The sequence below is a fragment of the Arthrobacter sp. GAS37 genome, from assembly GCF_044908325.1.
GTDB lineage: Bacteria > Actinomycetota > Actinomycetes > Actinomycetales > Micrococcaceae > Arthrobacter > Arthrobacter ramosus.
Genome location: NZ_JBIYDB010000006.1, coordinates 126,537 through 150,743 on the forward strand (window position 1 = coordinate 126,537; position 24,207 = coordinate 150,743).

23 protein-coding genes are annotated in these 24,207 nt (G+C 64.2%); 11 read left to right on the top strand and 12 right to left on the bottom strand.

Features of this window, described 5'->3' with window-relative positions; translation table 11 throughout:
- The first annotated feature begins 84 nt into the window (after window positions 1-84).
- The 4 genes from nadE to ABH924_RS07865 all read left to right on the top strand — a co-directional run bounded on the left by nadE (window position 85) and on the right by ABH924_RS07865 (window position 4,316).
- Window positions 85-906, top strand: a complete 822-nt coding sequence (gene nadE / locus ABH924_RS07850) for an ammonia-dependent NAD(+) synthetase (RefSeq protein ID WP_404497932.1) — start codon at window positions 85-87, stop codon at window positions 904-906.
- Window positions 907-1,158: 252 nt separating this feature from the next.
- Window positions 1,159-2,889, top strand: a complete 1,731-nt coding sequence (locus ABH924_RS07855; RefSeq protein WP_404497933.1) for an AMP-binding protein — start codon at window positions 1,159-1,161, stop codon at window positions 2,887-2,889.
- Window positions 2,890-2,915: 26 nt separating this feature from the next.
- Complete coding sequence (locus ABH924_RS07860) at window positions 2,916-3,422, top strand: MarR family winged helix-turn-helix transcriptional regulator (RefSeq protein ID WP_234752720.1); 507 nt, start codon at window positions 2,916-2,918, stop codon at window positions 3,420-3,422.
- Between the two features lie 66 nt (window positions 3,423-3,488).
- Complete coding sequence (locus tag ABH924_RS07865; protein WP_404497934.1) at window positions 3,489-4,316, top strand: sulfurtransferase; 828 nt, start codon at window positions 3,489-3,491, stop codon at window positions 4,314-4,316.
- 7 nt (window positions 4,317-4,323) lie between these two features.
- Here ABH924_RS07865 and ABH924_RS07870 read toward each other — a convergent pair whose 3' ends face one another.
- The 7 genes from ABH924_RS07870 to ABH924_RS07900 all read right to left on the bottom strand — a co-directional run bounded on the left by ABH924_RS07870 (window position 4,324) and on the right by ABH924_RS07900 (window position 12,025).
- On the bottom strand, window positions 4,324-5,103 hold the full coding sequence (locus ABH924_RS07870) for an enoyl-CoA hydratase (RefSeq protein ID WP_404497935.1): 780 nt from the start codon (window positions 5,101-5,103) through the stop codon (window positions 4,324-4,326).
- Between the two features lie 39 nt (window positions 5,104-5,142).
- Window positions 5,143-6,063, bottom strand: coding sequence for a 3-hydroxyisobutyrate dehydrogenase (gene mmsB / locus ABH924_RS07875; protein ID WP_234752723.1), 921 nt, complete (start codon window positions 6,061-6,063; stop codon window positions 5,143-5,145).
- Window positions 6,056-7,102 carry an enoyl-CoA hydratase/isomerase family protein gene (locus ABH924_RS07880; RefSeq protein ID WP_404497936.1) on the bottom strand — a complete coding sequence of 349 codons (1,047 nt, stop codon included), beginning with the start codon at window positions 7,100-7,102 and terminating at the stop codon, window positions 6,056-6,058. Before ABH924_RS07880 ends, mmsB begins: the two co-directional genes overlap by 8 nt.
- Complete coding sequence (locus ABH924_RS07885; RefSeq protein ID WP_404497937.1) at window positions 7,102-8,601, bottom strand: CoA-acylating methylmalonate-semialdehyde dehydrogenase; 1,500 nt, start codon at window positions 8,599-8,601, stop codon at window positions 7,102-7,104. Before ABH924_RS07885 ends, ABH924_RS07880 begins: the two co-directional genes overlap by 1 nt.
- 238 nt (window positions 8,602-8,839) lie before the next feature.
- Window positions 8,840-10,264 (bottom strand): cryptochrome/photolyase family protein, encoded by a 1,425-nt coding sequence (locus tag ABH924_RS07890; protein WP_404497938.1) that lies wholly within the window; start codon window positions 10,262-10,264, stop codon window positions 8,840-8,842.
- 83 nt (window positions 10,265-10,347) lie between these two features.
- The gene (locus tag ABH924_RS07895; RefSeq protein WP_404497939.1) at window positions 10,348-11,019 is read right to left on the bottom strand and encodes a fasciclin domain-containing protein; all 672 of its coding nucleotides are present in this window, start codon (window positions 11,017-11,019) and stop codon (window positions 10,348-10,350) included.
- A gap of 214 nt (window positions 11,020-11,233) precedes the next feature.
- On the bottom strand, window positions 11,234-12,025 hold the full coding sequence (locus ABH924_RS07900) for an IclR family transcriptional regulator (RefSeq protein WP_404497940.1): 792 nt from the start codon (window positions 12,023-12,025) through the stop codon (window positions 11,234-11,236).
- 208 nt (window positions 12,026-12,233) lie between these two features.
- Here ABH924_RS07900 and ABH924_RS07905 point away from each other — a divergent pair, with 208 nt between their 5' ends.
- The 6 genes from ABH924_RS07905 to ABH924_RS07930 all read left to right on the top strand — a co-directional run bounded on the left by ABH924_RS07905 (window position 12,234) and on the right by ABH924_RS07930 (window position 17,370).
- Window positions 12,234-12,950 (top strand): CoA transferase subunit A, encoded by a 717-nt coding sequence (locus ABH924_RS07905; RefSeq protein WP_404497941.1) that lies wholly within the window; start codon window positions 12,234-12,236, stop codon window positions 12,948-12,950.
- Between the two features lie 26 nt (window positions 12,951-12,976).
- Complete coding sequence (locus ABH924_RS07910; RefSeq protein ID WP_404497942.1) at window positions 12,977-13,669, top strand: CoA transferase subunit B; 693 nt, start codon at window positions 12,977-12,979, stop codon at window positions 13,667-13,669.
- Window positions 13,666-14,883 carry an acetyl-CoA acetyltransferase gene (locus ABH924_RS07915; protein WP_404497943.1) on the top strand — a complete coding sequence of 406 codons (1,218 nt, stop codon included), beginning with the start codon at window positions 13,666-13,668 and terminating at the stop codon, window positions 14,881-14,883. Before ABH924_RS07910 ends, ABH924_RS07915 begins: the two co-directional genes overlap by 4 nt.
- A gap of 147 nt (window positions 14,884-15,030) precedes the next feature.
- On the top strand, window positions 15,031-15,597 hold the full coding sequence (locus tag ABH924_RS07920; RefSeq protein WP_234752736.1) for an HdeD family acid-resistance protein: 567 nt from the start codon (window positions 15,031-15,033) through the stop codon (window positions 15,595-15,597).
- Window positions 15,598-15,661: 64 nt separating this feature from the next.
- Window positions 15,662-16,468, top strand: a complete 807-nt coding sequence (locus ABH924_RS07925; protein WP_404497944.1) for an exodeoxyribonuclease III — start codon at window positions 15,662-15,664, stop codon at window positions 16,466-16,468.
- 32 nt (window positions 16,469-16,500) lie between these two features.
- Entirely contained in the window at window positions 16,501-17,370 is an 870-nt protein-coding gene (locus ABH924_RS07930; RefSeq protein WP_234752738.1) for a hypothetical protein, read from the top strand.
- A 43-nt stretch (window positions 17,371-17,413) separates the two neighbouring features.
- Here the strand turns inward: ABH924_RS07930 and ABH924_RS07935 are convergent, their stop codons facing one another.
- From ABH924_RS07935 to ABH924_RS07955, 5 genes are all read right to left on the bottom strand, one after another.
- Window positions 17,414-18,472: a LacI family DNA-binding transcriptional regulator gene (locus tag ABH924_RS07935; protein WP_234752739.1), complete on the bottom strand. Its 1,059-nt coding sequence runs from the start codon at window positions 18,470-18,472 to the stop codon at window positions 17,414-17,416.
- A gap of 119 nt (window positions 18,473-18,591) precedes the next feature.
- Entirely contained in the window at window positions 18,592-18,864 is a 273-nt protein-coding gene (locus ABH924_RS07940; protein ID WP_234752741.1) for a hypothetical protein, read from the bottom strand.
- Entirely contained in the window at window positions 18,861-19,727 is an 867-nt protein-coding gene (locus ABH924_RS07945; RefSeq protein WP_404497945.1) for a carbohydrate ABC transporter permease, read from the bottom strand. The genes ABH924_RS07940 and ABH924_RS07945 overlap by 4 nt, the downstream gene beginning before the upstream one ends.
- 5 nt (window positions 19,728-19,732) lie before the next feature.
- Window positions 19,733-20,755 carry a carbohydrate ABC transporter permease gene (locus tag ABH924_RS07950; protein WP_234752745.1) on the bottom strand — a complete coding sequence of 341 codons (1,023 nt, stop codon included), beginning with the start codon at window positions 20,753-20,755 and terminating at the stop codon, window positions 19,733-19,735.
- Window positions 20,756-20,842: 87 nt separating this feature from the next.
- Entirely contained in the window at window positions 20,843-22,123 is a 1,281-nt protein-coding gene (locus tag ABH924_RS07955; protein ID WP_234752747.1) for an ABC transporter substrate-binding protein, read from the bottom strand.
- A 239-nt stretch (window positions 22,124-22,362) separates the two neighbouring features.
- Here ABH924_RS07955 and ABH924_RS07960 point away from each other — a divergent pair, with 239 nt between their 5' ends.
- Window positions 22,363-24,108 carry an alpha-amylase family glycosyl hydrolase gene (locus tag ABH924_RS07960; RefSeq protein ID WP_404497974.1) on the top strand — a complete coding sequence of 582 codons (1,746 nt, stop codon included), beginning with the start codon at window positions 22,363-22,365 and terminating at the stop codon, window positions 24,106-24,108.
- Window positions 24,109-24,207: the final 99 nt, after the last annotated feature.

A 24,207-nucleotide genomic window follows, 5' to 3' on the forward strand; every position in this document is an offset into this window, starting at 1 on the left:
TTGGGTGGGTACCGGCGCTCCGGGCTACAACACGGGAAGTGACACAGTTGAGTGTTTCAAGTGCTGGTTACTAGTGTTGGGGACATGCGCATACTTCAGGCCACGATCATTGCGGAAATGGGCGTCCAGCCCCGGATCGACCCTGCCGAGGAGGTCCGTAAACGCGTCACGTTCCTGAAGGAATATCTCAAGGCAACGCACACCAAGGGCTTTGTCCTGGGCATTTCCGGCGGATTGGACTCCTCCCTCGCCGGGCGGCTTGCCCAGCTGGCAGTCGAAGAGCTTGCGGCCGAGGGCGTGGAGGCCAACTTCGTCGCGGTCCGGCTCCCCTACGGCACCCAGCACGATGAGGACGACGCCCAGGCCGCGATGGACTTTATCCAAGCCAAGACCGAGTGGACATTCAATATCTCCCGCGCAGTGGACGGTTTCGAGGATGAGTTCGAAAAGACCACGGGCGCGCGCATCTCGGATTTCCACAAGGGCAACACGAAGGCCCGGGCCCGCATGACCGCGCAGTACGCCCTCGCCGGCGAGCACAACTACTTGGTGATCGGCACCGACCACGGCGCCGAATCCGTCACCGGGTTCTTCACCAAGTTCGGCGACGGCGGCGCGGACATCCTGCCGCTCTTCGGCCTCAACAAGCGGCAGAACCGTGCACTCCTCGCCGAGCTGGGCGCCCCGTCCCGCATTTGGGACAAGGTCCCCACGGCCGACCTCCTGGACGGCAAGCCCGGCCGCACCGACGAGGACGAGCTCGGCATCAGGTACGACCAGATCGACGACTACCTCGAAGGCCGCGAAGTCTCCGACGAGGTGGCAGAGACCATCGAGCAGAAGTACCTGCGCACGCGGCACAAGCGCACTGTTCCGGTCACGATTTTCGACACCTGGTGGAAGTAGCCTCCTGAACCAGGGCGCCGCCGTCACGCTGAGCGCCTTTTTGCAGCGCACGACGGCGGCCTGCCGCGCCGTGGCGGGGGCGCCGCCGTCGTAATCCCGCAAAAGTGTGCCCGGCGTGACAGGACGCACCCGCGCGCCGCACTGCCTCTTCCAAACGCTTGGATGTCCTAGTATATTGCAGGTGAGGCGGATCACACGGCCAGTTCGTTCCCGGTCCGCGCTTACCCATTCACGCAGGGCGAAAGGCAGACAATGACAGTCACCGACGACTTCCGTGCAGCCCGCGACCGGCTCCTTGAGCTGCGCACTGACTACTCCAAGGCACACAGCGACTTCCAGTGGCCCCGCTTCAGCGAGTTCAACTTCGCCCTCGACTGGTTCGACCAGATCGCAGCAGATCCCGCCAAGGCCAACAATCCTGCGTTGGTGATCGTCGAGCAGGACGGCAGCTCCACCCGCCGCAGCTTCGCCGAGCTCTCCGCGCGATCCTCGCAGCTCGCCAACTGGCTCCGCAGCAAGGGCGTCCGCCGCGGCGACCGCATGATCATCATGCTCGGCAACCAAGTGGAACTGTGGGAACTCATGCTCGCCGGGATCAAGCTCGGCCTGGTACTGATCCCCACCACCACGCTCATGGGTCCGCGCGACATTGCGGATCGAGTGGAGCGGGGCGGCGCCCACTGGGCCGCCGTCGGGAGCGCCAACATCGCCAAGTTCGCCGAGGTGCCGGGCGACTACACCCTCATTGAAGTGGGCGACGGCGGCCCGGCCGGCACCCAGACCACCAGGGCCCTCCAGTACGCCGAGTCGGCTTCCGCGGAGACCGTGTTCGTCCCGGATGCCCCCACCGCCGCCGACGAAACCATGCTCCTCTACTTCACTTCGGGCACCACGTCACGCGCCAAACTTGTGGAGCACACCCACACGTCGTACCCCGTGGGGCACCTCTCCACGATGTATTGGATCGGCCTGGAACCCGGAGACGTCCATCTCAATGTGGCTTCCCCCGGCTGGGCCAAGCACGCGTGGTCCAATGTTTTCACGCCGTGGATCGCCGAGGCCTGCGTCTTCGTCTACAACTACGATCGCTTCGATGCCAAGGCCCTCATGGAACAGATGGGCCGCGAAGGGGTCACGAGTTTCTGCGCCCCGCCCACCGTATGGCGCATGCTCATCCAGGCGGACCTGACCCTGCTCAAAACCCCGCCCACCAAGGTTGTTTCGGCGGGCGAACCCCTCAACGCCGAGGTGATCGGGCAAGTGGAGAGGGCCTGGGGCCAGACCATCCGAGACGGTTTCGGCCAGACGGAGTCAACAGTCCAGGTCGCGAACACCCCCGGGCAGCCGGTCAAGACCGGCTCGATGGGACGGCCGCTGCCGGGCTACGACGTCGTGCTCATCGACCCTGCCACAGGCGAAGAGGCCGACGACGGCGAGCTGTGCTTGCGCTTGGACCCCCGCCCCGTGGGGCTCATGAAGTCCTACTTCGGCGACCCGGAAAAGACGGCCGAGGCTTTCCGCGACGGTTATTACCACACGGGCGACATGGCCAGCCGGGACGAGAACGGCGTCATTACCTACGTGGGCCGCGGCGACGATGTCTTCAAATCCTCCGACTACCGACTGTCCCCTTTCGAACTCGAAAGCGTCCTGATCGAACACCCCGCAGTGGCGGAGGCCGCCGTCGTGCCCTCTCCGGATCCGGTCAAGCTTTCTGTGCCCAAAGCCTTCGTAGTGCTCGCCGCGGGCTACGAGCCCGGTCCGGCCGTGGCGGAGGACATCCTCAGATACTGCCGGCAGCACCTGGCGCCGTTCAAGCGCATCCGTCGGCTCGAATTCGGCGAGTTGCCCAAGACGATTTCCGGCAAGATCCGGCGTGTCGAACTTCGAGGCACGGAGGTGGCCCGCCACAGCGACGGCCCGCTGCCTGCCGGCCTGGGTGTCGAGTACACCGAGGACGAGTTCCCGAGTCTGAAAGAATAGGCAGCCAAGCAATGTCAGGAGGAACCGTGGGCACCCCGCTCCCCCGCGACCCCATCGCCGACGCCCAGCGAAACTGGGAACGCCACGGCTGGGGCGAAGTCGCCGCGCCCATGGCGGCCATCACCGCGATCATGCGCACGCAGCAGATCCTGCTGGCGCGGATCGAGGGCGTGCTGAAGCCATACGGCCTGACCTTCGCGCGCTACGAACTCCTGGCGCTGCTGAGTTTCGCCCGCAGCGGCGCGTTGCCCATGAACAAAGCCAGCGCGCTGCTCCAGGTGCATCCGACCTCGGTGACCAACGCCGTCGACCGCCTCGAAAAGGCAGCCCTCGTGGTCCGCTCCCCGCACCCCACCGACGGGCGCACTACGCTGATCGAGCTCACCGCGGAGGGCCGCACCCTCGCGAAGCGCGCGACGACGGCACTCAACAACGAGGTGTTCGGCCAGTCCGGTTTCGGGAACGAAGACGTCGAGCACCTGATTCGCGTACTGGGAGACTTCCGCAAGGCCGCGGGCGACTTCACGGACTGAGCCCACCCCTGACCACATTGTGAGATTCATATATCAAATAATGAGACTCATGCATAGCATTGAGCCATGCAGAATTCAGCCGTGGAACCTTTTGTCGACCTCGAATGGTTGTCTCAAAACCGTCGCCGCGTGGTTCTGGCCGATGTGCGCTGGTACCTCGACGGGCGCTCTGGCCGGGAGGCGTACGACGGCGGGCACATCCCCGGGGCGGTCTTTGTCGACCTGAATCGCTGGCTCTCGGCTGAGGGATCGCCACTCGAAGGAAGAAACCCGCTGCCCGCGCCGGATGATTTTGCCCTTGGCATGCGGGATGTGGGAATCAGCGATGACGACATCGTGGTGGCTTACGACGACGCCGGCGGAGTCATCGCCGCACGCTTGGTCTGGATGCTGCGCGCCACAGGCCACAGCTCGGCCATTCTGGATGGCGGGCTGGCCAGCTATAAAGGGCCCTTGGAAACCGAACATCCTCTAAGGACCGCGGGTGATTTCACCGCACAACCGTGGCCCAGGAACCGCCTGGCGGAAATCCACGAACTCTCGATCGAAGCAAACCTCGCGGTGGACGCACGCAACCGCGACCGCTTCGAGGGCAGGCAGGACCCCATCGATCCCAGACCCGGGCATGTGCCCGGCGCGAGGAACGTCCCGTGCAGGGAGAACCTGGACCCCGACGGGAAACTGCGCAGCAAGGCCGAGTTGCTGCGCATCTTCGCCGCGGCAGGCATCTCGTCGGCCGAGAACGTGATCAGCTATTGCGGCTCCGGAGTAACGGCTTGCCACAGTCTCTTGGCCCTGGAATACGCCGGCCTCGGACGCGGCAGACTCTTCACCGGCGGTTGGTCCCAATACGGCCACGCGCTGGAACTCCCGGTAGAGCTCGGGCCCGCGTAGGGGGGCCTTAACGGTGCTTGAACTCCGGCTGGCGCTTCTCGGTGAACGCTGCCATGCCTTCCTTTTGGTCCTCGGTGGCGAACAATGAGTGGAAGATCCGACGCTCAAACAAAACACCCTGGGACAGGCCGGTTTCGAAGGCGGCGTTGACGGCTTCCTTGGCCACCATGGCAACCGGCTTGGACTTGGACGCGATCACTTCGGCAGCCTTCAGCGCCTCCTCCACCACGGAATCGGCCGGGACGACGCGGGAAACAAGTCCCGCGCGCTCGGCTTCCCCGGCGTCCATGAACCGCCCGGTGAGGATCATGTCCATTGCTTTGGCCTTGCCCACGGCATGGGTCAACCGCTGCGAGCCGCCCATCCCGGGAATGACACCGAGGTTGATTTCCGGTTGTCCGAACTTGGCGTTGTCCCCGGCAATGATGAAATCGCACATCATGGCAAGTTCGCAGCCCCCACCGAGGGCAAAGCCGGACACCGCGGCAATCACCGGAATGCGCAGGCGCGTGAGGTTTTCCCAGGCGCGGAACCAGTCGGCGGCATACATGTCCATGTACCCCTTGGATGCCATCTCCTTGATGTCGGCGCCGGCCGCGAAGGCCTTCTCCGATCCGGTGATCACCACGGCCCCCACCGCGGGGTCCGCATCCATGTCCGACACGGCGGCCACGATCTCATTCATGGTGACCTGGTTCAACGCATTGAGCGCCTTGGGCCGGTTCAGCGTCACCAAGCCCACCCGTCCACGGAGTTCCACCATGATGTTTTCATACTGCTGCGCCAAGCCGTGCCCCTTTTGTCGTAAATGAACTACCCGCCAAGGCTACTTGGCGGACTTGTCCCGGATGTCCGTGATGACGCCGGAGAAGTCGCGCCCGGCTCCGCCTTCGGCTGCGAAAGCGTCGTAAATCTGCGATGCCAAATGCCCCATTTTCCCGTCGACTCCGGTGCTCTCAAGCGCGTTGACCGCAAGACGGAGGTCCTTCGCCATAAGCGCTCCGGCGAATCCGGGTTGGTAGTCGCGGTTGGCCGGGCTCGTGGGGACCGGTCCCGGAACCGGGCAATTGGTGGTCAGCGCCCAGCACTGCCCCGAGGCGTTGGAAGCGACGTCGAACAGCGCTTGGTGCGTCAGGCCCAGCTTCTCGCCCAGGACGAACGCCTCGCTGACGGCAATCATGGAAACGCCCAGGATCATGTTGTTGCAGACCTTGGCGGCTTGCCCGGCTCCGTGGTCACCGCAGTGCACGATCCTCCGGCCCATGAGTTCCAGGATCGGCTTCACCGTTTCGAAGTCCTCGGGCAACGCCCCCACCATGAAGGTCAGGGTTCCGGCTTCGGCACCCACCACACCTCCGGAAACGGGCGCGTCCACCGAGCGGTGGCCGGCTTCCAAGGCAATGGCAGCGGCCTCGCGGGCCTCGTCGACGTTGATGGTGGAGCAGTCCAGGAACAGTGTGTCCGGCGCAGCCACGGAGAGCAGGCCCGGCGCTCCGTCAACTCCCCGGTAAGCGTCAAGGACGTGCTTGCCGCTGGGCAGCATGGTCAGGACAACGGATGCCCCCGCAACGGCTTCCGGAGCGGAATCCACCGTGGCAATGCCGTGTTCACGGGCTGCCTCGAGTGCTGCCGGCACGGGATCGTACGCGACTACTTGATGCCCCGCTTTGACAAGGTTCACGGCCATGGGGCCGCCCATGTGGCCAAGGCCGAGGAAAGCGATGGTGCCGGAAACTGCGTCAGACATGGTCGGACTCCTTTGAATGAAGTTTGAGTTCACGCTCGCCAAGCGACGCGAAGAAGCCCTCGACGGCGGCCGGCGACACCTCCGCCAGGGAAGCTGGCTTCCATTGTGGGTTGCGGTCCTTGTCCACCACTTGGGCGCGGATCCCCTCGCGGAAATCCGGGCCGGCCAGGCACCGCACGCCAACACGGTATTCCTGTTCCAAGGCCTCCTCAAGGGAAAGCCCCCGGACGCGCCGCAACGATTCCAAGGTGACTTTCACGGCTGTAGGCGACTTCACCTCGATCGTGACCGCGGCTGCAGCGGCTTCCCCGCCGGCGGCGCGCAGCCCGGCGACGATTTCCTCGGCGTCGTCGGAAGCATAGGCGTCATCAATCCACTCGCGCTGGCCGGACAGTGCCGAGGCTGGCGGTTCCTGAACAAAGCGCCCGACGGCGGCCTCCGCCGTCGAGCTTTCCAGCGCTTCCGCGAGCTCGGGCAGGCTTTCGGACGGCACGAAGTGGTCCGCTAGGCCCAGGAACAGGGCGTCGGCCCCGCTCAAGTGGGCGCCCGTGAGGGCTGCGTGGGTACCCGATTCCCCCGGTGAGCGGGACAACAAAAAGGTCCCGCCGACGTCGGGCACAAAACCAATGGTGGTTTCCGGCATGCCGGTACGGGTCCGCTCGGTGACTACGCGGACGGAGCCGTGGGCCGAGATTCCGACCCCGCCGCCGAGGACCAGCCCGTCCATGAAGGCCACATAGGGCTTCGGGTACCGGGCAATGAGCGAGTTCAAGCGGTATTCCGCAGCCCAGAAATCCGCGGTCCGGCCCCCGTGGCGCAGGATGTCGTCGTAGATCGCGACGATGTCCCCGCCCGCGCAGAGTCCCCGGTCCCCGGCGCCGTGTACCAAAACCGTCTTGACGGCGTCGTCGTCCGCCCAGGCGGTGAGTTGCTCCAGCATGGCGTGCACCATCCCGGCGGTGAGTGCGTTGACGGCCCTGGGCCGGTTCAGCGTGATGACGCCGAGGTGGCCGCGCTTCTCGAAGAGAACCTCGGCCATTAGCTGCCGGCCGGCATCACGAAGCTGGCGCCCTGGCGGATGCCCGAAGGCCAGCGGGTGGTGACCGTCTTGGTCTTGGTGTAGAAGCGGAAGGCGTCAGCGCCGTGCTGGTTGAGGTCGCCAAAGCCCGAGGCCTTCCAGCCGCCGAATGTGTAGTAGGCAATCGGGACGGGAATCGGAACGTTGATGCCAACCATGCCTACTTCGACGCGGCTCGCGAAGTCGCGGGCAGCGTCGCCGTCGCGGGTGAAGATCGCGACGCCGTTGCCGAACTCGTGCTCGGAGCAGAGCCGCAGTGCTTCTTCGTAGTCGGCTGCGCGGAGGACGCTCAGGACCGGGCCGAAGATCTCCTCCTTGTAGATGGACATGTCCTTCGTGACGTTGTCGAAGAGCGTCGGGCCAACCCAGAAGCCTCCGGCGTAGCCGTCCACCTTCAGGTCGCGTCCATCGGTGACGAGCGTGGCACCTTGGTCGACGCCCGCTTGGATGTAGCCCTCGATACGATGTTTCGCCGAGGCGGCCACTACAGGCCCGAAATCCGAATCCGCGGCCAGGCTGGGACCCACCTTCAGGCCCTTGATGCGGTCCTGCAGCTTGGAGACGAGCTGGTCCGCTGTCTCCCGGCCAACAGGCACAGCCACCGAGATCGCCATGCAACGCTCCCCGGCGGAGCCGAACCCGGCACCGATGAGGGCATCCGCGGCCATGTCGAGATCGGCGTCGGGCATGATCACCATGTGGTTCTTGGCGCCGCCAAAGCACTGGGCGCGCTTCCCGTGGGCCGCGGCCGTGGCGTAAATGTACTGGGCAATCGGCGTGCTTCCGACGAAGCCGATAGCCTTCACCCGCGGATCTTCAAGGAGGGTGTCCACAGCTTCCTTGTCGCCGTTGATGACGTTGAAGACGCCGTCCGGCAATCCGGCCTCGGTGAAAAGTTCTGCCAGACGCAGCGGCACGGACGGGTCGCGCTCCGAAGGCTTGAGGATGAACGCATTGCCGGCAGCCAGGGCGGGGCCGGACTTCCAGAGTGGAATCATGGCCGGGAAGTTGAAGGGCGTAATGCCCGCGACGACCCCAAGGGGCTGGCGCAGTGAGTGGACGTCGATGCCCGTGCCGGCGTTGTCCGAGAATTCACCCTTGAGCAGGTGCGGGGCACCGGCGGCGAACTCCACCACCTCGATGCCACGCTGGATGTCACCTTTGGCATCGGGGAAGGTCTTGCCGTGCTCGGAGGAAAGGAGCGTAGCGAGTTCGTCCATGTGTTCGTTGACCAGGTCCACGAACTTCAGCAGGATCCGGCCGCGGCGCTGCGGATTCATGGCGCCCCATTCGAGCTGGCCTTTCTCCGCGCTCGCAATGGCGTTCCTGACCTCGTCAGCACTGGCCAGGGGAAGGCGTGCCTGAACCTCGCCGGTGCAGGGATTGTAGACGTCGCTGAATCGTGGAGAGGTCCCGTCGACTCTTTGGCCGTCAATGTAGTGGGAAAGTTCGCGCACCATGGAATGCTCCTTTGCATAGGGGAATGCCCGCCATCGGCCTCGAAGGCACATGTCCAACTGCGCTCCGGGACGTCTTTGATCCCGAATATACTCGGACTTCCTACTAATTTCTAGAGCACTTCGGCTGCGGCCCTCAACACCCGACCACATTTGGGAATGCCCGACGCCGGAACCCGCGGCGGGCGGGGAGGTGCCGGGCCGCGGCGGGGGCAAAGGTGGTAGGAAGTGGTGGCCGAGCTCAACGAGGCAGCGAGCTATAGGCATCCAGCGCCTCCCGACGCGAGACCTTAAGGTCCACCACCGGCCCCGGATAGTCCGCCGTGGTCAGTTCCGGGATCCACTGGCCGACGTAGCTGCCGTGGGGATCGAATTTCGCGGCCTGGGTCTCCGGATTGAAGATCCTGAAGAACGGCGAGGCGTCCGCGCCGGAACCCGCTACCCACTGCCAGTTCGCAGGATTGGACGCAGGATCGGCATCCAGCAAGGTGTCCCAGAACCATTGCTCGCCCACTTGCCAGTGGATGCCAAGATTCTTCACCAAGAGGCTGGCGGAAACCATGCGGACCCGGTTGTGCATCCATCCTGTGTGCCACAATTGCCGCTGGCCTGCGTCAACCAAGGGGAACCCGGTGTTGCCCTCCTGCCATGCGCGAAGGAGGGTGGCGGCACTCTGGGTCTCTGCACTGCTGGCGGCGGCTTCATGCGAGCCGGCACCCTGGGCGGCACCGCCCTGACCACCCGGCCAAGCCCACGGATAGTGGTCGAACCCGGGCCGCAAATTGGCCGTTGCCAGGTCCGGACGATGGAAGTACTGGTGCCAGCAGAATTCACGCCAACCGAGTTCCGGGGCGAAGGCGGCCGCGCCGTCGCCCAGTTCCCGACGACGGCCCTGCTGGGCATGCCACACCTCGAACGGACTGAGTTGCCCCCAGCGCAAGAAGGGCGACAAGCGGCTACTGCCCGGCAGGTCAGGACGGTCCCGGTTCACCGAATAGTCCGCCAGTCCGTGCTCCACGAAGTCGTCAAGAAGCTCATGCGCCTGGGCCGAACCCGGCTGCCAGCTCTCGGACAATCCGGCCGACCAATCGGGGTTCCGCGGCAGCAATCCCCACGTGTCCAACTCCTCGGACCCAGGCAGCCGGCCGGAGAATCCCCGGCCCGGTTCCGGAGCTTCCAGCGGTTCACGGAAATCCATTTCGGACACGGTCCGCCAAAATGGCGTGAAGACCTTGAAGGGCCCGCCTTGCTTCGTGGTCACGGCCCACGGTTCATGCAGCAAGGAGGCCTGGAAACTCTCCGCATGCATCCCGGACTCGCGCGCCCAGGCCTTGATGCCGGCGTCGAGCATTCGCTCTGCCTCGCCGTAACGGCGGTTCCAGTACAGCGATCCGGAACCCATCGCCGTCGCGGTTTCCCGGACGATTTCCGCCGCCGGTCCGCGGCGCAGCAAGAGCGGTACGCCCAGTGCGGCGAGGTCTTCGCGAAGGGTGAGGAGGGAATGATGCAGCCACCAGCGGGAAGCGGCGCCGAGCGGCCTGATGCCCGGGGATTCCTGGTCGAGGACATAGAGCGCGACGGCGGCACCGTCGTCGGCTGCCGCCCGCAGCGCCGGGTTGTCCGTGGCCCGGAGGTCGTCCCGGAACCACACGATCGACGGCTTCACTCATCCCCCTCGGATTTACGGCAAAGGTCATGCCCCTTAGGACGAATCCTAAGGGGCATGACCTGTACTGAATCTACTGAGATTTACTTCGGCATCAGGACGGAGTCAACCAGATACACCGTGGCGTTGGCGGTGTGGACGCCACCGCAGATCACGGCGGAGCCTCCGTCAACCTTGAGTGCGTCCTTGGTTCCCGTAACGGTCACCGAGTCGCCCTCAACCGTCTTATGGGTGCCCACGATCTGGTCGGGGGTCAGCTGGCCGGGGATGACGTGGTAGGTGAGGATCTTGCTCAGGAGAGCGTCGTCGGTTTTGAGGCTGTCGATGGTGGCGGCGGGGATCTTGGCGAAGGCGCTGTCCACAGGAGCGAAGACAGTGAACTGGCTGCTGTTCAGCGTGTCCACCAGGTTCACCTTGGGGTTCAGTTTGCCGGACACAGCGGCCGTGAGGGTCTTGAGCAACGGGTTGTTGGAAGCGGCCACGGCTACGGGGTCGAGTGCCATGCCGGCAACGGAACCTGCACCGCTGGGAACCTGGGAGGCGTAACCTGCACAGCCCGGGCCAACCAAGTCTTTGGTCGGGTCCATCGCGGCGCTTGCCGAGGCGGAGGGGGTCGGCGCCATGGTGGACGACGAGCTCGGAGCGGCCGACGACGGTGAAGCCGTGGAGGCCGAGCCGCCACACGCAGTGAGGCCCAGCAGGGCGGAAGCGGCGAGGCCGGCGATCGCAAAAGACGTGCGCTTTGTAGAAAGCATGACATTTCTCCTTCAAACGGACTGACATTCGGTGCCGGTTGATTCCGGCGTGAAAGCACTTCACCCTTGCGGGCTAGGTCCTTATGCCAGCTATTCGGAGGTGTGGGCTGCAGGGATGGGTGAGTTTCAAAACTTAATTTGGGAGCCCCTCAAGATCCGACCAGTTTTAGAAGCCCCCGACGCCGGATGGCGGCGTGGGTGCCGACGCTGCGGCTCAAAGGTGGTCGGTTCTTGCGGAGCTCATGCGGTGGGCTTCTTCCATGAGCAACTTGCCGAGGAATTCCTGGCGTTCAGGACGGAATCGCGGCTCGATGCCCGTGAGGGACAAAGCGCCGACTGGCCTCCCCAGTTGGTCGAAGACGGCAGCCGCCATCCCCCAACTGCCTTCGAGGACCAGACCGGGATTCACCGAGTAACCGGCCATTCGGGTCTGCTCAAGGTTCCGGCGCACCACACTCTCGGTGTGGCCAGCCGCGAAGTCCCCCGCATGCCGTTCCCAGCCGGACAGGATCGTTTCCTGTTCCTCATCCGGCAGGAACGCCATGATCGCCGTGCCGGCCGACGCCACGCCAAGCGGGAACCTGACACCCTCGTGTAATACGAACGAGCGCACGGGGAAGCTGCCTTCTTCCCGAAGGACGCACACGGTTTCGTGGCCACGACGGATGGAATAGAAGGCGCTTTCCCCGCTCTCCTCGGCCAAGCGGCGCAGGCTGGGCCGAGCCAAGTCCTCAAACGGGAACCGCGCCGCCGCCACCGACCCCAGCAGGAAGATCTCGGGCCCCAGGATCCAGTTGCCGGTCCGCTGGTCGTGGTCCAGCAGGCCCTCGGCGGCGAGGGACGCGAGCAAGCGGTGCACCGTCGGGCGCGTCAACCCCGACTCGCGGACCAGCCCAGCGATGGACATGCCCTCCGGTTTGCGTCCCACGAACCGCAGGAGTGCGGCAACCCGGCCCACCACTTGGGCGCCCTGGACCGGCTTGGTTTGCGGCTGCTGAGTCGGCAAATCTACCCCTTTCCGAAGATTTCCTCCACAATGTGGACACTTCAAAGACTAGCGTCCACACTATGCCATTCCAGCCCTACCGGCCACGCGATGCCGTTGACCCTCCGCACTGGGTCACCTTAGGCTTCTTTTCAGACGACTAGCTCAGCCCCATGTCCACAAAGTGGATAGCCGCTGAGCGACCCTACTCAAAGACGAGGACAAAGCCATGGCCAAAATCCAGCCCAGCGCAGCCGTTGCACTGCAGGACGTCCTACGCGACGGCCAGACGATCGCGGTCGGCGGTTTCGGGCTCAGCGGCATCCCCGCGGACCTGATCGACGCCGTCCGCGATTCGGGAGTCAAGGACCTGACCGTGGTCTCCAACAACATGGGCATCGACGGCAAGGGGCTTGGCGTCCTCATCGAAACCGGCCAGGTCCGCAAGGTCATCGCCTCGTACGTGGGTGAGAACAAACTCTTCGCCGAGCAGTACCTCTCCGGCCAGCTCGAGGTCGAGTTCGCTCCCCAGGGCACCCTGGCCGAGCGCCTCCGCGCAGGCGGTGCCGGCATCCCCGCCTTCTACACGAGGACCGGCGTCGGAACCCTGATTGCCGAGGGCAAGCCGCTCGAAGAGTTCGACGGCGTCACGTACGTCCGCGAGCGCGGGATCGTCGCCGACGTCGCGCTGGTCCACGCACACACCGCGGACACGGACGGCAACCTGATCTACCGCTACACGGCCCGGAACTTCAACCCGGTCGTGGCGACGGCGGGAATCGTGACCATCGCCGAGGCCGAACTGATCGTGGAGCCCGGCGAATTGGATCCGAACCACATCGTGACACCCGGCGTCTACGTCCAGCGGCTGGTTCAGGCGAGCGGCCGGACCAAGGACATTGAGCAGCGCACAGTCCGGCGCCGCGCCGAAGCCCTGGCTGTCTAAGCACCCACCCGACAAGGAGCACCACCATGGCATGGACCCGCGACGAAATGGCCGCTATTGCGGCCCAGGAACTCAACGACGGCGATTACGTCAACCTCGGCATCGGCATTCCCACCCTCGTTGCCAACAACCTGCCCGACGGCGTGCGGGTTGTCCTGCAAAGTGAAAACGGCCTCCTTGGCATGGGTCCTTTCCCTTATGAGGGCGAGGAAGACGCCGACCTCATCAACGCCGGCAAGCAGACCGTCACGGTCCTGCCCGGCGGCAGCATCTTCGACTCCGCGACGTCTTTCGGCATGATCCGCGGCGGACACGTCAAGGTTGCCATCCTCGGCGCCATGCAGGTTTCCGGCAATGGCGACCTCGCCAACTGGACCATTCCGGGAAAAATGGTCAAGGGCATGGGCGGCGCCATGGACCTGGTCGCCGGCACCCCGCGCGTCGTGGTCCTCACCGAGCACAATGCCAAGGACGGGAGCGCCAAGATCGTCCGGGAATGCACTCTGCCGTTGACGGGCCTGGGGGTGGTGGACCGCATTGTCAGTGACCTCGCGGTGTTCGATCTTGTGCGGAACGTACAAGAAACAGACGGCGGGCGGCAACTCACCCTGACCCGCCTCGCCCCCGGGGTATCAGTCGAGGAGCTCCGCGAAAAGACCGAGGCAGCATTCGACGTCGCATTGGAAACCACCCCTGCATTGGAAGGAACACTGGCATGAGCCTGAAAGAGCAGTTCGGCAAAGATGTCCTCCTCACCGGATGGGGACACAGCAAGTTCGGCAAACTCACGGACGAGACGCTGGAGTCCCTGATCGTCCAGGTGTCCACGGAGGCCATCCGGAACTCCGGCCTTGAGCCACGGGACATCGACGAAATCTACCTTGGCCAGTTCAACTCAGGCATGCAGCCCCTTGGCTTCACGTCCTCGCTGGCCCTGCAGCTGTCCGAGGATCTTGCCAATGTGCCCGCAACGAGAACCGAAAACGCGTGCGCTTCCGGTTCCGCAGCATTCCAGCAGGGAGTGAAGGCTGTCTTGGCCGGCACTTCCCGCAACGTCCTGGTGATCGGGGCCGAAAAGATGACCGACGCCGGAGCCGACGTTGTCGGAGCAGCCCTTCTTGGCGCGTCCTACGAAATGGCGGGCAAGGCCTCCACTACCGGCTTCACGGGGCTGTTCGCCGAGGTGGCCAAGCACTACGAAAAGCGCTACGGCGCTGGCATTCATGGTTCTGGTTTTGCCGGCGGCCTAGGCGACATCCTCGGTTCCATCGCCGCCAAGAACCACCACAACGGCATGGACAACCCCTACGCGCAGATGCACCGGGACTTCGGCGAAGAGTTCTGCCGGACGGTTTCCGAGAAGAATCCCATGGTTGCCGAACCGCTTCGCCGCACCGATTGCTCCCCCGTGTCCGACGGCGCCGCCGCCGTCGTGCTTTCCGTAGGCCCGGCGTCGGGCGCTGCTACTGAACCCGTGCGACTGGCGGGCTTCGGGCACGCGAACGACTTCTTCCCGGTAGAGCGCCGCGACCCCACGGAGTTCGCCGCCACGCGGGTGTCCTGGGAGCGCGCGCTGGGGATGGCCGGCGTCGGGATCGACGGACTGGACTTCGCCGAAGTGCACGATTGCTTCACGATCGCCGAACTGATCATGTACGAGGCCATGGGACTGACGCCGCGCGGCGAAGGATCCCGGGCGGTGCAGGAAGGCTGGGTCTACAAGGACGGCAAGCTGCCCGTCAATGTGTCGGGCGGGCTCAAGGCCAAGGGCCACCCCGTGGGCGCAACAGGCGTATCGCAGCACGTCATCGCGGCCATGCAGCTCACGGGAACCGCGGGAGCCATGCAACTGCCCAACGCCCGCCGCGGAGCCGTGCAGAACATGGGCGGCGTAGGCATCGCGAATTACGTCTCCGTTTTGGAGTCGATCTAAGGAACCCCGCTGAAACTCCCCGCTTTTGACGCCCGACGCCGGCGCCGCCCGCTTGGTGGCGCGGGCCGCCGTCGGGGTCCAAGTCCAAAGGTGGGGAGTTCCAGCGCCCCCCTTCACCAGCTACCGCGCCGGGTCTACACTGACCCTATGTCCGACACCGCAGGACGCAAGTTGTTCCAGCATTCAGGAACGGCGCTCATCTTCCGGGGAGCCTTGGCCCTTCTCTTCGCCTTCCTGGTTGCTTCCTTGCCGGTCGCCACGGTGTTTGCCCTCGTTTACGTGTTCGGCGTCTTCGCCATCACCGACGGGCTCACCAACATGGCCCACTACTTCTACGACCCTGCGCGCCACTCCCGCTGGAGCATGATCGGCGGCTTCGTCTCCGTTGCGACCGGCCTCGTGGCCGTTTCGTGGCCGGGCATCACCGCCGCGGCACTGGGCGTCCTCATAGGAGCATGGGCCCTGGTCCTCGGCATTTCGCAGATCATCCTTGCCATGGACACCAGGACGACGGTCAGGGCTTGGTGGATCTGGATGCTGACAGCCTTGGTCACCACTTTGTTCGGGCTTTTTGTGCTCGTCAATCCGGGCGCGGGATTCCTGGGCGTGGTGGCGCTCCTCGCAACATACGCCGCGGTCAGTGGTGTTCTGTTGATCGCCTCCGGCATCAAGCTCCGCAGGCGCGCCTCCACTTCGGTGATGCTCGCCCATTAGCCCTTGCGGGAGCAATCTGCCGCGAGGGGATGCGCTGGGTCCCAAGTTCGGTAAGTTAGTGGCTGTGAAGATAGCTACCTGGAATGTGAATTCGCTCCGCGCACGTGCCGATCGCGTCGAGGCCTGGCTGCAGCGCAGTGACTGCGACGTCCTCGCGATGCAGGAAACCAAGTGCAAGGACGATAACTTCCCGTGGGAGCTCTTCGAGCGCATGGGCTACGAGGTTGCCCACTTCGGTCTGAGCCAATGGAACGGCGTCGCGATCGCCTCGCGTGTAGGGCTCGACGACGTCGAGCGCACCTTTGTTGACCAGCCCGCCTTCGGAAAAGCCGGCAAGGATCCTGTCCAGGAGGCCCGTGCGATTGCCGCAACGTGTGGCGGGGTCCGGGTCTGGAGCCTGTACGTTCCCAACGGCCGTTCCCTGGACGACGAACACATGCCGTACAAGCTCAAGTGGCTGGACACCCTGAAAGGCCACGCCGCCGGCTGGATCACGGATAACCCCAAGACCCAGGTGGCGCTCATGGGCGACTGGAACATCGCGCCCCTGGACGAGGACGTCTGGGACATCGATTACTTCCGGGCGAACGCGCTCACCCACGTCAGCGAACCCGAGCGCGAGGCCTTCCGGGCGTTCGAAGCGGCCGGTTTCACCGACGTCGCGCGCGCTTACACCCCGGGTCCCGGCGTCTACACCTACTGGGACTACACGCAGCTGCGGTTCCCCAAGAAGGAAGGCATGCGTATCGACTTCGTCATGGCCTCCCCCGCGCTGGCCGCCCGCGTTACCGGGGCCTCAATCGACCGCGAGGAACGCAAGGGCAAGGGCGCCTCGGACCACGCTCCCGTGATCGTGGAGCTTACGGACTGACCGGCAACAATGACGGAGGAGGCGGGCCCGCGATGAGCGGAAAGCTATACGGGAGCCAGGCAGGACTGCCCTTCTCTTCCGCGTTGCGCGTCTACGAACCGCTCGAGGCGTTTCCCGAGGACCAGCGGCAGCAGCTCGTGGCGAGCGGTACCCGCAGCGGTTCGCGGGCCGCCGTCGAAAGTGCCGAGCTGCTCGCTTCCCTCGGAAGGGTCACCCGCAAGGGCGGGGATCCTTTCCCGACCGGCAGCACCGATCTGGTCCGCATCACGCGGGTTCCTTCCGGGGACCGGAACGATCCCGACGCCGGGCGGCTGCTTTACTGCCCCAGCCAACTGGTCATCCGGGCAGGATTGGCGGCCAATGCCCTCATGGAAGGTATCCACGGACCCCTCGCGGACCTGCTCATCCCCGTGGACCAGCGCGACCGGCATCAGGCACGCATCGACCGTATCAACGCCAGTCACGACGCGAAGCGCGTGCACACACGGGCCTCCACGTGGGGCATCCCCTTCAGCTGGTTCTCGCTGTTCCAGGAGTCGGACCGCAAGGATGTCGTGGAATCCGGCGGACGCATCTTGACGGTCAGGGTTTGGGCCTCACTGACGGATGCCTTGGACCGGGCACGCTTTGCCGTAGCCAACCTTGCCCTCGCCGCCCCTGACCTGGACATGCTGGACGACCTCACCCAGCTCACCGAGTGGCTCGAGTTGTTCCACGTGCAGTCAATGGTCGAGCTGGACTACGGCGCCGTGGCGGACAAGGTGTACCCGGACGAGTCCCCCATGGATGTCAGGCTCGGCATCGAATGCCTGGCCGAGGGCGACATGACGGGAGCGGCCGCCGCTTATCGCAGGCTGGCTTCCCGCTGGATCCCCATCAGGCAGTTGGCCCGGGCTTCCTAACTACGGGCTTCCTGACTCTGCGTTTCTTAGCTCCTGGGGCGGGTTAGCCCTTGGGGCGGGGCGGAGCAGTGGTTTCCCGCACGATCAGCCGGTGGGCTGCCTTCATGGACCGCACGGAACCTGCGGCCCCGGCCAATTCGTCCAACAGCATCCGCGTGCCCAACTGGCCTTGTTCAACGGGATCCTGCGCCACTGTTGTCAGGCCCATGGCCTCGGCGAATTCGTGGTTATCAATGCCGATGATGGACAAGTCTTCCGGTACGCGGACGCCACGGCGCCGCGCCTGCAACATGGCTCCCATGGCCATTTCATCTGAAGCGCAGAAGATCGCCGTCGGTTTGGGCCCGGGCTTGCTCCAAAGCTCGTCGAAGGCTTCCTGGCCGCTGCCCACGGTGAAGTTTCCGAAAATGTCCCATTCCGGAGGCATGGAGAAGCCCGCGCTCGTCATGGCATCCGTGAAGCCGTCAACGCGTAGTCGCGGCACGGTGAAGTTCAGGTCGGAATCGTCCTGGCCGTGGAGCAGCGCGATCTCCCGATGGCCGAGGTTCAACAGATGCATGGTGGCTTCCACCGAGGCAGCGTAATCGTCGATACCGATGCTGGGGCAGTCCTCCACTGGACCACCGACAATCACCAAGGGGATCTCGATCCTTTGGAGATCGGCGATTTCCTCGGGCGTCAGGGACATACAGAGGACCAGGAGTGCATCGATCTGCTTATAGACCATCGTCTTGCTGAAGAGCCGTTCCCGCGCTCCGCGCTGCCCGCCCAAGTTGAACAGGGACAGGTTGTAGCCGCGAGCGTGGAGCTCGCGGTCTACACCCTCGATGGCCTTGAAGAAGAACCAGCGGTCCACGTAGGGTGCCAGGACACCGATCGTCCTGGTGCGGCCTGTGGCCAGTCCCGAAGCGGACGACGACGCCACGTACCCGAGTTCACCGGCAACCCTTAGGATCTTTTCCCTGGTTGCAGGAGACACCCGGGGAAGGCCGCGCACCGCGCGGGAAACGGTGGCGGTGGAAACGCCTGCGGCCTGTGCGACGTCCTCAATGCTGGCTCCTGCGTGGCCGCCACGCTGGGACCGTTCACTCGTTTTTGCCACTCAAGCCCCCTCAAAGAATCCGTGCGGAAGCCGGGGGTTCCTTCCCAGACGGCAGATAACCAGCGTATTCCGCCTGGTTGCCCTCCGCCGATTCCGCGCTACTTATTTCCGCTCGCTGCTCACCTGATGCGCCTGGATGTCCGTGCGGGGAGCCGCCGGCGAAGCCGAAGCATCCCCCACAAGGCCAGCAACACTGCCAGCAGGCCCAGGGCCCAGCCCAGTGCGGGCTGGGCCGTGAGCTCGGCGGCGACGGTGATGACCAGCAGTACCAAGGCCCAAAAGCCGAGGAAACCTATCACGAGGTCGAAATCTTCCGCCGATTTCACCCGCGAGTGCTGCTCCTTGGCCGGGCCGCCGAGGGACGGCCCGGCCGAATCCGGAGTTTGCGTCATTTGACAGCGCCGGCTGTCAGGCCCGCCACGATCTTGCGCTGGAAGACCAGAACGAGGATCACCAGCGGAATCGTCACAACCGTTCCGGCTGCCATGACGGCGGTGTACGGCTCCTGGTGGGCCTGGGCACCGGCGAAGTAGGCGATAGCGACCGTGACTGTCTTCGTCTGGTCATTGGACAGCTGGCTCGCGATGAGGAACTCATTCCACGAAGCGATGAACGCCAGGATTGCAGTGGTGAAAACAGCTGGCGCAGCAAGCGGCATGATCACCTTGCGGAATGCCTGGCCCTGCGTGCAGCCATCAATTCGAGCTGATTCCTCCAGCTCCCACGGCATTTCCCGGAAGAAGGACGTCAAGGTGTAAACCGTCAGAGGGAGCACAAAGGAGATGTTCGGAATGATCAGCGCCTGATATGTGCCGTACCAGCCGATGTTGGTGAACAGCTGGAACAACGGCGTCACCAAGGCCACGCCCGGGAACATCGATGCCCCGAGGACAAAGCCGAGGACCAGGAACTTGAACCGGAATTCAAGCCTGGACAAGGCATACGCAGCGAACACCCCGAAAAGCAGGGCAACTACGGTGGTTACCCCTGCTACGAAGAGCGAGTTCAAGAGGTTCCGGCCGAAGTGGTTGCCCAGGCTTTCAGAGAACACCGTGTTGAAGTTGTCCCAGGTGATGTGCGTGAAGAAAGGCGTCGAATCGAAGGTATATCCAACGTCGCGGAACGCGGTCACGATCATCCAGTAGAAGGGAATCAAGCACCAGATGAAGATGAGCGCTGCGCTGATGTACGTACGTCCGCTCGCCCAGCGTTCCCGCCGTCGGGCAGCTGTCTTGGGCGCGGAGTCAATGCTCACGGCGGTCATTTTTCCTGCCCCTTGGTGGTCTTGGGTGTGGCTGAGGCGACTGCGTTGGCTCCCAGGAAGCGAACGAAGATGAACGCAACGAGGAAGATGATCAAGAAGGTGATGGTGGACAAGGCCGCTGCTGAGTTGAATCCCTGACGGATCTGGTCAACCACCAGGATGGACAACGTTGTTGTGCCGTTCGAGCCCTGGGTCATGATGGCCGGGAGGTCATACATGCGCAGTGCGTCAAGGACACGGAACAGGACAGCCACCATGAGCGCCGGCTTCACGAGCGGCAAGGTGATCTGGGTGAAACGCTGCCATGCCGAGGCACCGTCGACCTTGGCTGCTTCGTACACTTCCGCCGGGATGATCTGCAGGCCAGCCAAAATCAGCAAGGCCATGAACGGCGTCGTCTTCCAAACGTCTGAAATGATGATCGCCCAACGGGCTGGCCACTCGCTGCCTGTCCACAGGATTGCCGTGCCGAAGAGCTTGTTGGCGATTCCGTCGAAAGCGAAGATGAAGAACCACAGCTTCGCGGTCACGGCAGTCGGAATGGCCCACGGAACCAGGACAGCAGCACGAAGGGCACTGCGGCCGCGGAAAGTCCGGGCCATGATGACGGCCATCCAGAACCCGAGAACGGTCTCCAGGACAACGGTGACCGCCGTGAAGAAGAACGTCGTTCCGACGGCGCTCCAGAATTGGGCGCCAAGAGTGCCGGGTGCACAAGCAGCTGAACCACACTGCTGGGCCAACCAGTGGACAAAGTTATCGAAGCCGGCGGGTCCGCCCTGGACGAAGACCTTGGTCACCGGATCCAGGCCCTGGTCCTTCTGGAACGCCATGATAATCGCGTTGACCACCGGGTACACGATGACGACGGCAAGCAATACCAAGGCGGGGGAAATCAACCAGAACGCCCACCGGCCTTGAGACGTGGCCGCCCGGTCCTGTCCTACTTCTTTTTGAACTTTTTTGGTTTTGGGGCTTGGTGTCTCTGGCGCCCGCTTAGGCTGCGCAAGGGTGGACATTTCCCCTCCTTCCGGAAATTGATAGCGTGCCCCTCGGGCGACCGTACGCTTGAAGCGCCAGCCGCCCGAGGTTCACTGGAGGTGTCGCTATTGGCTGGCCGAGTTGATGGCCGTGTCCATATCCGTCATTGCCTGATCGACGGACTTGTCACCCTTGATGGCAGCGTAGGCATTGTCCTGGATGGCCTTGGTGACTGCTGGGTAGAACGGCGTGACCGGGCGCGGCACGGCATTCTGGATCGAGGTCTTCAGCACCGGAAGGTACGGCAGCTGCTGGACCAGGGCCGGATCGTCGTACAGGGAACCGAGCACCGGGGCGAGCGAGCCCTGCGTTGCGTAGAACTTTTCAGTCTCTTCACTGGTCATGAAGGTCAGGAAGTCCTTGGCCGTTGCCTTGTGCGCCGAGTAAACGCTGACGGCGAGGTTGTGTCCACCGAGGGAAGAGGCACCGGGGCCGCTCTTACCCGGGAGCGGAGCCATGCCGAAGGTGTCCTTCACCTTGGATGAGCCGTCCGTTTTGGCGAGGTTGTAGACGTAGGGCCAGTTGCGCAGGAAGAGGAGTTTGCCGTCTTCGAAGGACTGCCGGCTCTGTTCTTCCTGGTAGGTCACGCCCTGCGTGGGGATGTTTCCGTTCTTGTAGGCGGTGACGAGGTTGTTGAGGCCGGCCTTGGCCGCCGCGGAGGTCACGGTGGACTTGCCGTCGTCTCCAACGATGGTGCCGCCTGCCGAGTTGATGGCTTCAGCAGCGTTCACTGTGAGGCCTTCATACTTGGCCATCTGTCCTGCGTAGCAGTCGATGCCGTTCGACTTCGCGATGGAGCACATGCTCATCATCTCGTCCCAGGTCTTGGGCGGGGTGGGCACCAGGTCCTTGCGGTAGTAGAGGATGCCGCCGTCCGAGGTCTGGGGTGCCGCGAAGAGCGTGTTGTTGTACGTTGCCGTCTTGACCGTGGCAGGCAGCATCTTGGAGGTATCGATGCTCATCTTGTCCGTGAGCGGCTGCAGCCAACCCTTCGCGGCAAACTCAGCGGTCCAGATGACGTCCACGTCAACGACGTCGTAATTGACGTTCTTGGCCTGGAAGTTCTGGACCAAATCGTCGTGCTGCTGGTCCGCCTGGTCGGACTGCTCCTTGAAAGTGACCTTCTGGTCCGGGTGCGCCGCATTCCACTTATCGACAAGCGGGCGGACAACGTTGCTGTTGTCTTTGCCCTGGACGTAGGTGATTGGACCGCGTCCGTCGAGGTTCGCTGCGGCATCTCCGCCGCTTGAGGCTGTGCTGCCGCCACCGCCGCCACCACAGGCGGACAGGGACATGGCTAGCACGCCGGCAACAGCGGCCGGCAAAAGGTACTTGCGTGTGTTCATGCTGGGAACTCCTCAGTGAGTGGACCAGGTATTTCCGCAGTGCGGTTGATGTGGTGAGCCTCACATTAGTAAGCTTCCGGGTAGTAATGCAAGCGTTTACACAAAAATATGTCATCGAGAGGAATCCAGTGCCGCACTCCCCGATCCCAACCCCCGGTTCCAGCAATTCCGCGTGGTGGGCAAGCGCCGTCGTCTACCAGATTTATCCCCGCTCGTTCGCCGACGCCAACGGCGACGGAATGGGCGACCTTGCCGGGGTCACCGCGAAACTGCCCTATCTGCAATCGTTGGACGTGGATGCCGTCTGGCTCTCCCCGTTCTACAAGTCGCCGCAGGCTGATGCCGGATACGACGTAGCGGACTACCGGGCCGTGGATTCCCTCTTCGGCACCTTGGATGACTTCGACGCCATGCTGGAGAAGGCACACAGCCTGGGTATCAAGGTGATCGTCGACCTCGTGCCCAACCACACCTCGGACGAGCACGCCTGGTTCCGCGAAGCCCTCGCCGCCGCCCCCGGCTCCCCTGAACGCGCGCGCTACATGTTCCACCCGGGCAAAGACTCCAAACCAGGCTCCCGGGACGGGGCCTTGGCCCCGAACAATTGGAAATCCATCTTCGGTGGCCCCGCGTGGACACGCCTAACGAACGACGACGGCACTCCCGGCCAGTGGTACCTGCACCTTTTCGATACGAAGCAGCCCGATCTCAACTGGGAGAACCCCGAAGTCCACGAAGAGATGCGTTCGGTACTGCGCTTCTGGCTGGATCGCGGAGTTGACGGCTTCCGGGTGGACGTTGCCCATGGCCTGGTCAAAGAAGCCGGCTTGCCGGACTGGGAGGGCGAGGCCGCCATGGTCGAAGGTGGTTTATCCGCGCCAGGCGCCCACAGCGAAGCCGTCGAACCGCACACGGCCAGGCTTCACATTGTCCCCGCACTCGAAAACTCGGCGGCCGTAGCGACCGCCGTCGAGCACAAGGTCAAGCCGCCGCTGGACCCGCCGTCGCCCTTCTTCGACCAGGACGGCGTCCATGACATCTATCGCGAATGGCACAGAGTCCTCGCCGAATACGACGGCGACCGCATGCTCGTTGCCGAGGCCTGGGTGGAGCCCGCGGAGCGATTGGCCCGGTACGTCCGCAAGGATGAAATGCAACAAGCCTTCAACTTCGATTTCCTCTTGGCAGGCTGGGACGCGGAGCGCATGGCAGTGGCAATCGAATCTTCTCTGGACGCGGCGGGATCCGTCGAGGCCCCCTCCACCTGGGTTCTGAGCAACCACGACACCGTCCGGCACCCCAGCCGTTTCGGGCTGGCAGATCCCACCACCTTCCCCAAGGGAATCTCGGCGGAAGACGAACAGCCCGACGCCGCCCTGGGCCTGGCGCGGGCACGCGCGGCCTCCATGGTGTCTTTCGCTCTGCCTGGCTCGGCCTACCTGTACCAGGGTGAGGAACTGGGCCTTCCGGAGCACACGTCCCTGCCGGCCGAGGCGCGCCAAGACCCCTCCTTCTTCCGGACCAAGGGCGTGGAACGCGGCCGCGATGGGTGCCGCGTGCCCTTGCCCTGGAAATCCGCAGAGCCTGGCTTCGGATTCTCGGAAGCGGCAACGGCTGGTACGGGCGGCGCCGGAGCTGCTGGCAAAGCGCCCGCTGCGCCCTGGCTGCCTCAACCCGAAGCGTTCGGCGAGCTGGCGGCGGACGTCCAGGCCGGCGTCGAGGGCTCCACCCTCGAGCTGTACCGCTCCGTCCTGGCATTCCGCCGCTCGCACCGCCTGGGCTCGGGCACGTTCCAGTGGGCTGAGGAGCACAATCCCGCCAACGGAGTCCTGGCCTTCCACAACCGGGACGTGCTGGTAGTTGTCAACATGGGTACCGCAGCTCTCCCTGTCCCGGCCGGGTTCCGGGTGGAACTCTCCAGCGATGGCGGATCGGGCGGGGCCTCGATTGTCCCGAACAGCGGGGCGTACCTCGTGGCTAAGTAGGGTCTTCCCTTCCCGACCTTCTCTGGAACGGAAACGGGGCCAACACACAGCAAGTTGTGCGTGTCGGCCCCGTTCTCCAGCCAAAGAGGGTCAGGAAGG

Bases quoted from the DNA above. Each gene is read 5' to 3' on its own strand.
- nadE (WP_404497932.1), top strand. From the start codon at position 85: ATGCGCATACTTCAGGCCACGATCATTGCGGAAATGGGCGTCCAGCCC.
- ABH924_RS07855 (WP_404497933.1), top strand. From the start codon at position 1,159: ATGACAGTCACCGACGACTTCCGTGCAGCCCGCGACCGGCTCCTTGAG.
- ABH924_RS07865 (WP_404497934.1), top strand. From the start codon at position 3,489: ATGCAGAATTCAGCCGTGGAACCTTTTGTCGACCTCGAATGGTTGTCT.
- mmsB (WP_234752723.1), bottom strand. From the start codon at position 6,063: ATGTCTGACGCAGTTTCCGGCACCATCGCTTTCCTCGGCCTTGGCCAC.
- ABH924_RS07880 (WP_404497936.1), bottom strand. From the start codon at position 7,102: ATGGCCGAGGTTCTCTTCGAGAAGCGCGGCCACCTCGGCGTCATCACG.
- ABH924_RS07885 (WP_404497937.1), bottom strand. From the start codon at position 8,601: ATGGTGCGCGAACTTTCCCACTACATTGACGGCCAAAGAGTCGACGGG.
- ABH924_RS07895 (WP_404497939.1), bottom strand. From the start codon at position 11,019: ATGCTTTCTACAAAGCGCACGTCTTTTGCGATCGCCGGCCTCGCCGCT.
- ABH924_RS07905 (WP_404497941.1), top strand. From the start codon at position 12,234: ATGGCCAAAATCCAGCCCAGCGCAGCCGTTGCACTGCAGGACGTCCTA.
- ABH924_RS07910 (WP_404497942.1), top strand. From the start codon at position 12,977: ATGGCATGGACCCGCGACGAAATGGCCGCTATTGCGGCCCAGGAACTC.
- ABH924_RS07915 (WP_404497943.1), top strand. From the start codon at position 13,666: ATGAGCCTGAAAGAGCAGTTCGGCAAAGATGTCCTCCTCACCGGATGG.
- ABH924_RS07920 (WP_234752736.1), top strand. From the start codon at position 15,031: ATGTCCGACACCGCAGGACGCAAGTTGTTCCAGCATTCAGGAACGGCG.
- ABH924_RS07930 (WP_234752738.1), top strand. From the start codon at position 16,501: ATGAGCGGAAAGCTATACGGGAGCCAGGCAGGACTGCCCTTCTCTTCC.
- ABH924_RS07940 (WP_234752741.1), bottom strand. From the start codon at position 18,864: ATGACGCAAACTCCGGATTCGGCCGGGCCGTCCCTCGGCGGCCCGGCC.
- ABH924_RS07950 (WP_234752745.1), bottom strand. From the start codon at position 20,755: ATGTCCACCCTTGCGCAGCCTAAGCGGGCGCCAGAGACACCAAGCCCC.
- ABH924_RS07955 (WP_234752747.1), bottom strand. From the start codon at position 22,123: ATGAACACACGCAAGTACCTTTTGCCGGCCGCTGTTGCCGGCGTGCTA.
- ABH924_RS07960 (WP_404497974.1), top strand. From the start codon at position 22,363: ATGGGCGACCTTGCCGGGGTCACCGCGAAACTGCCCTATCTGCAATCG.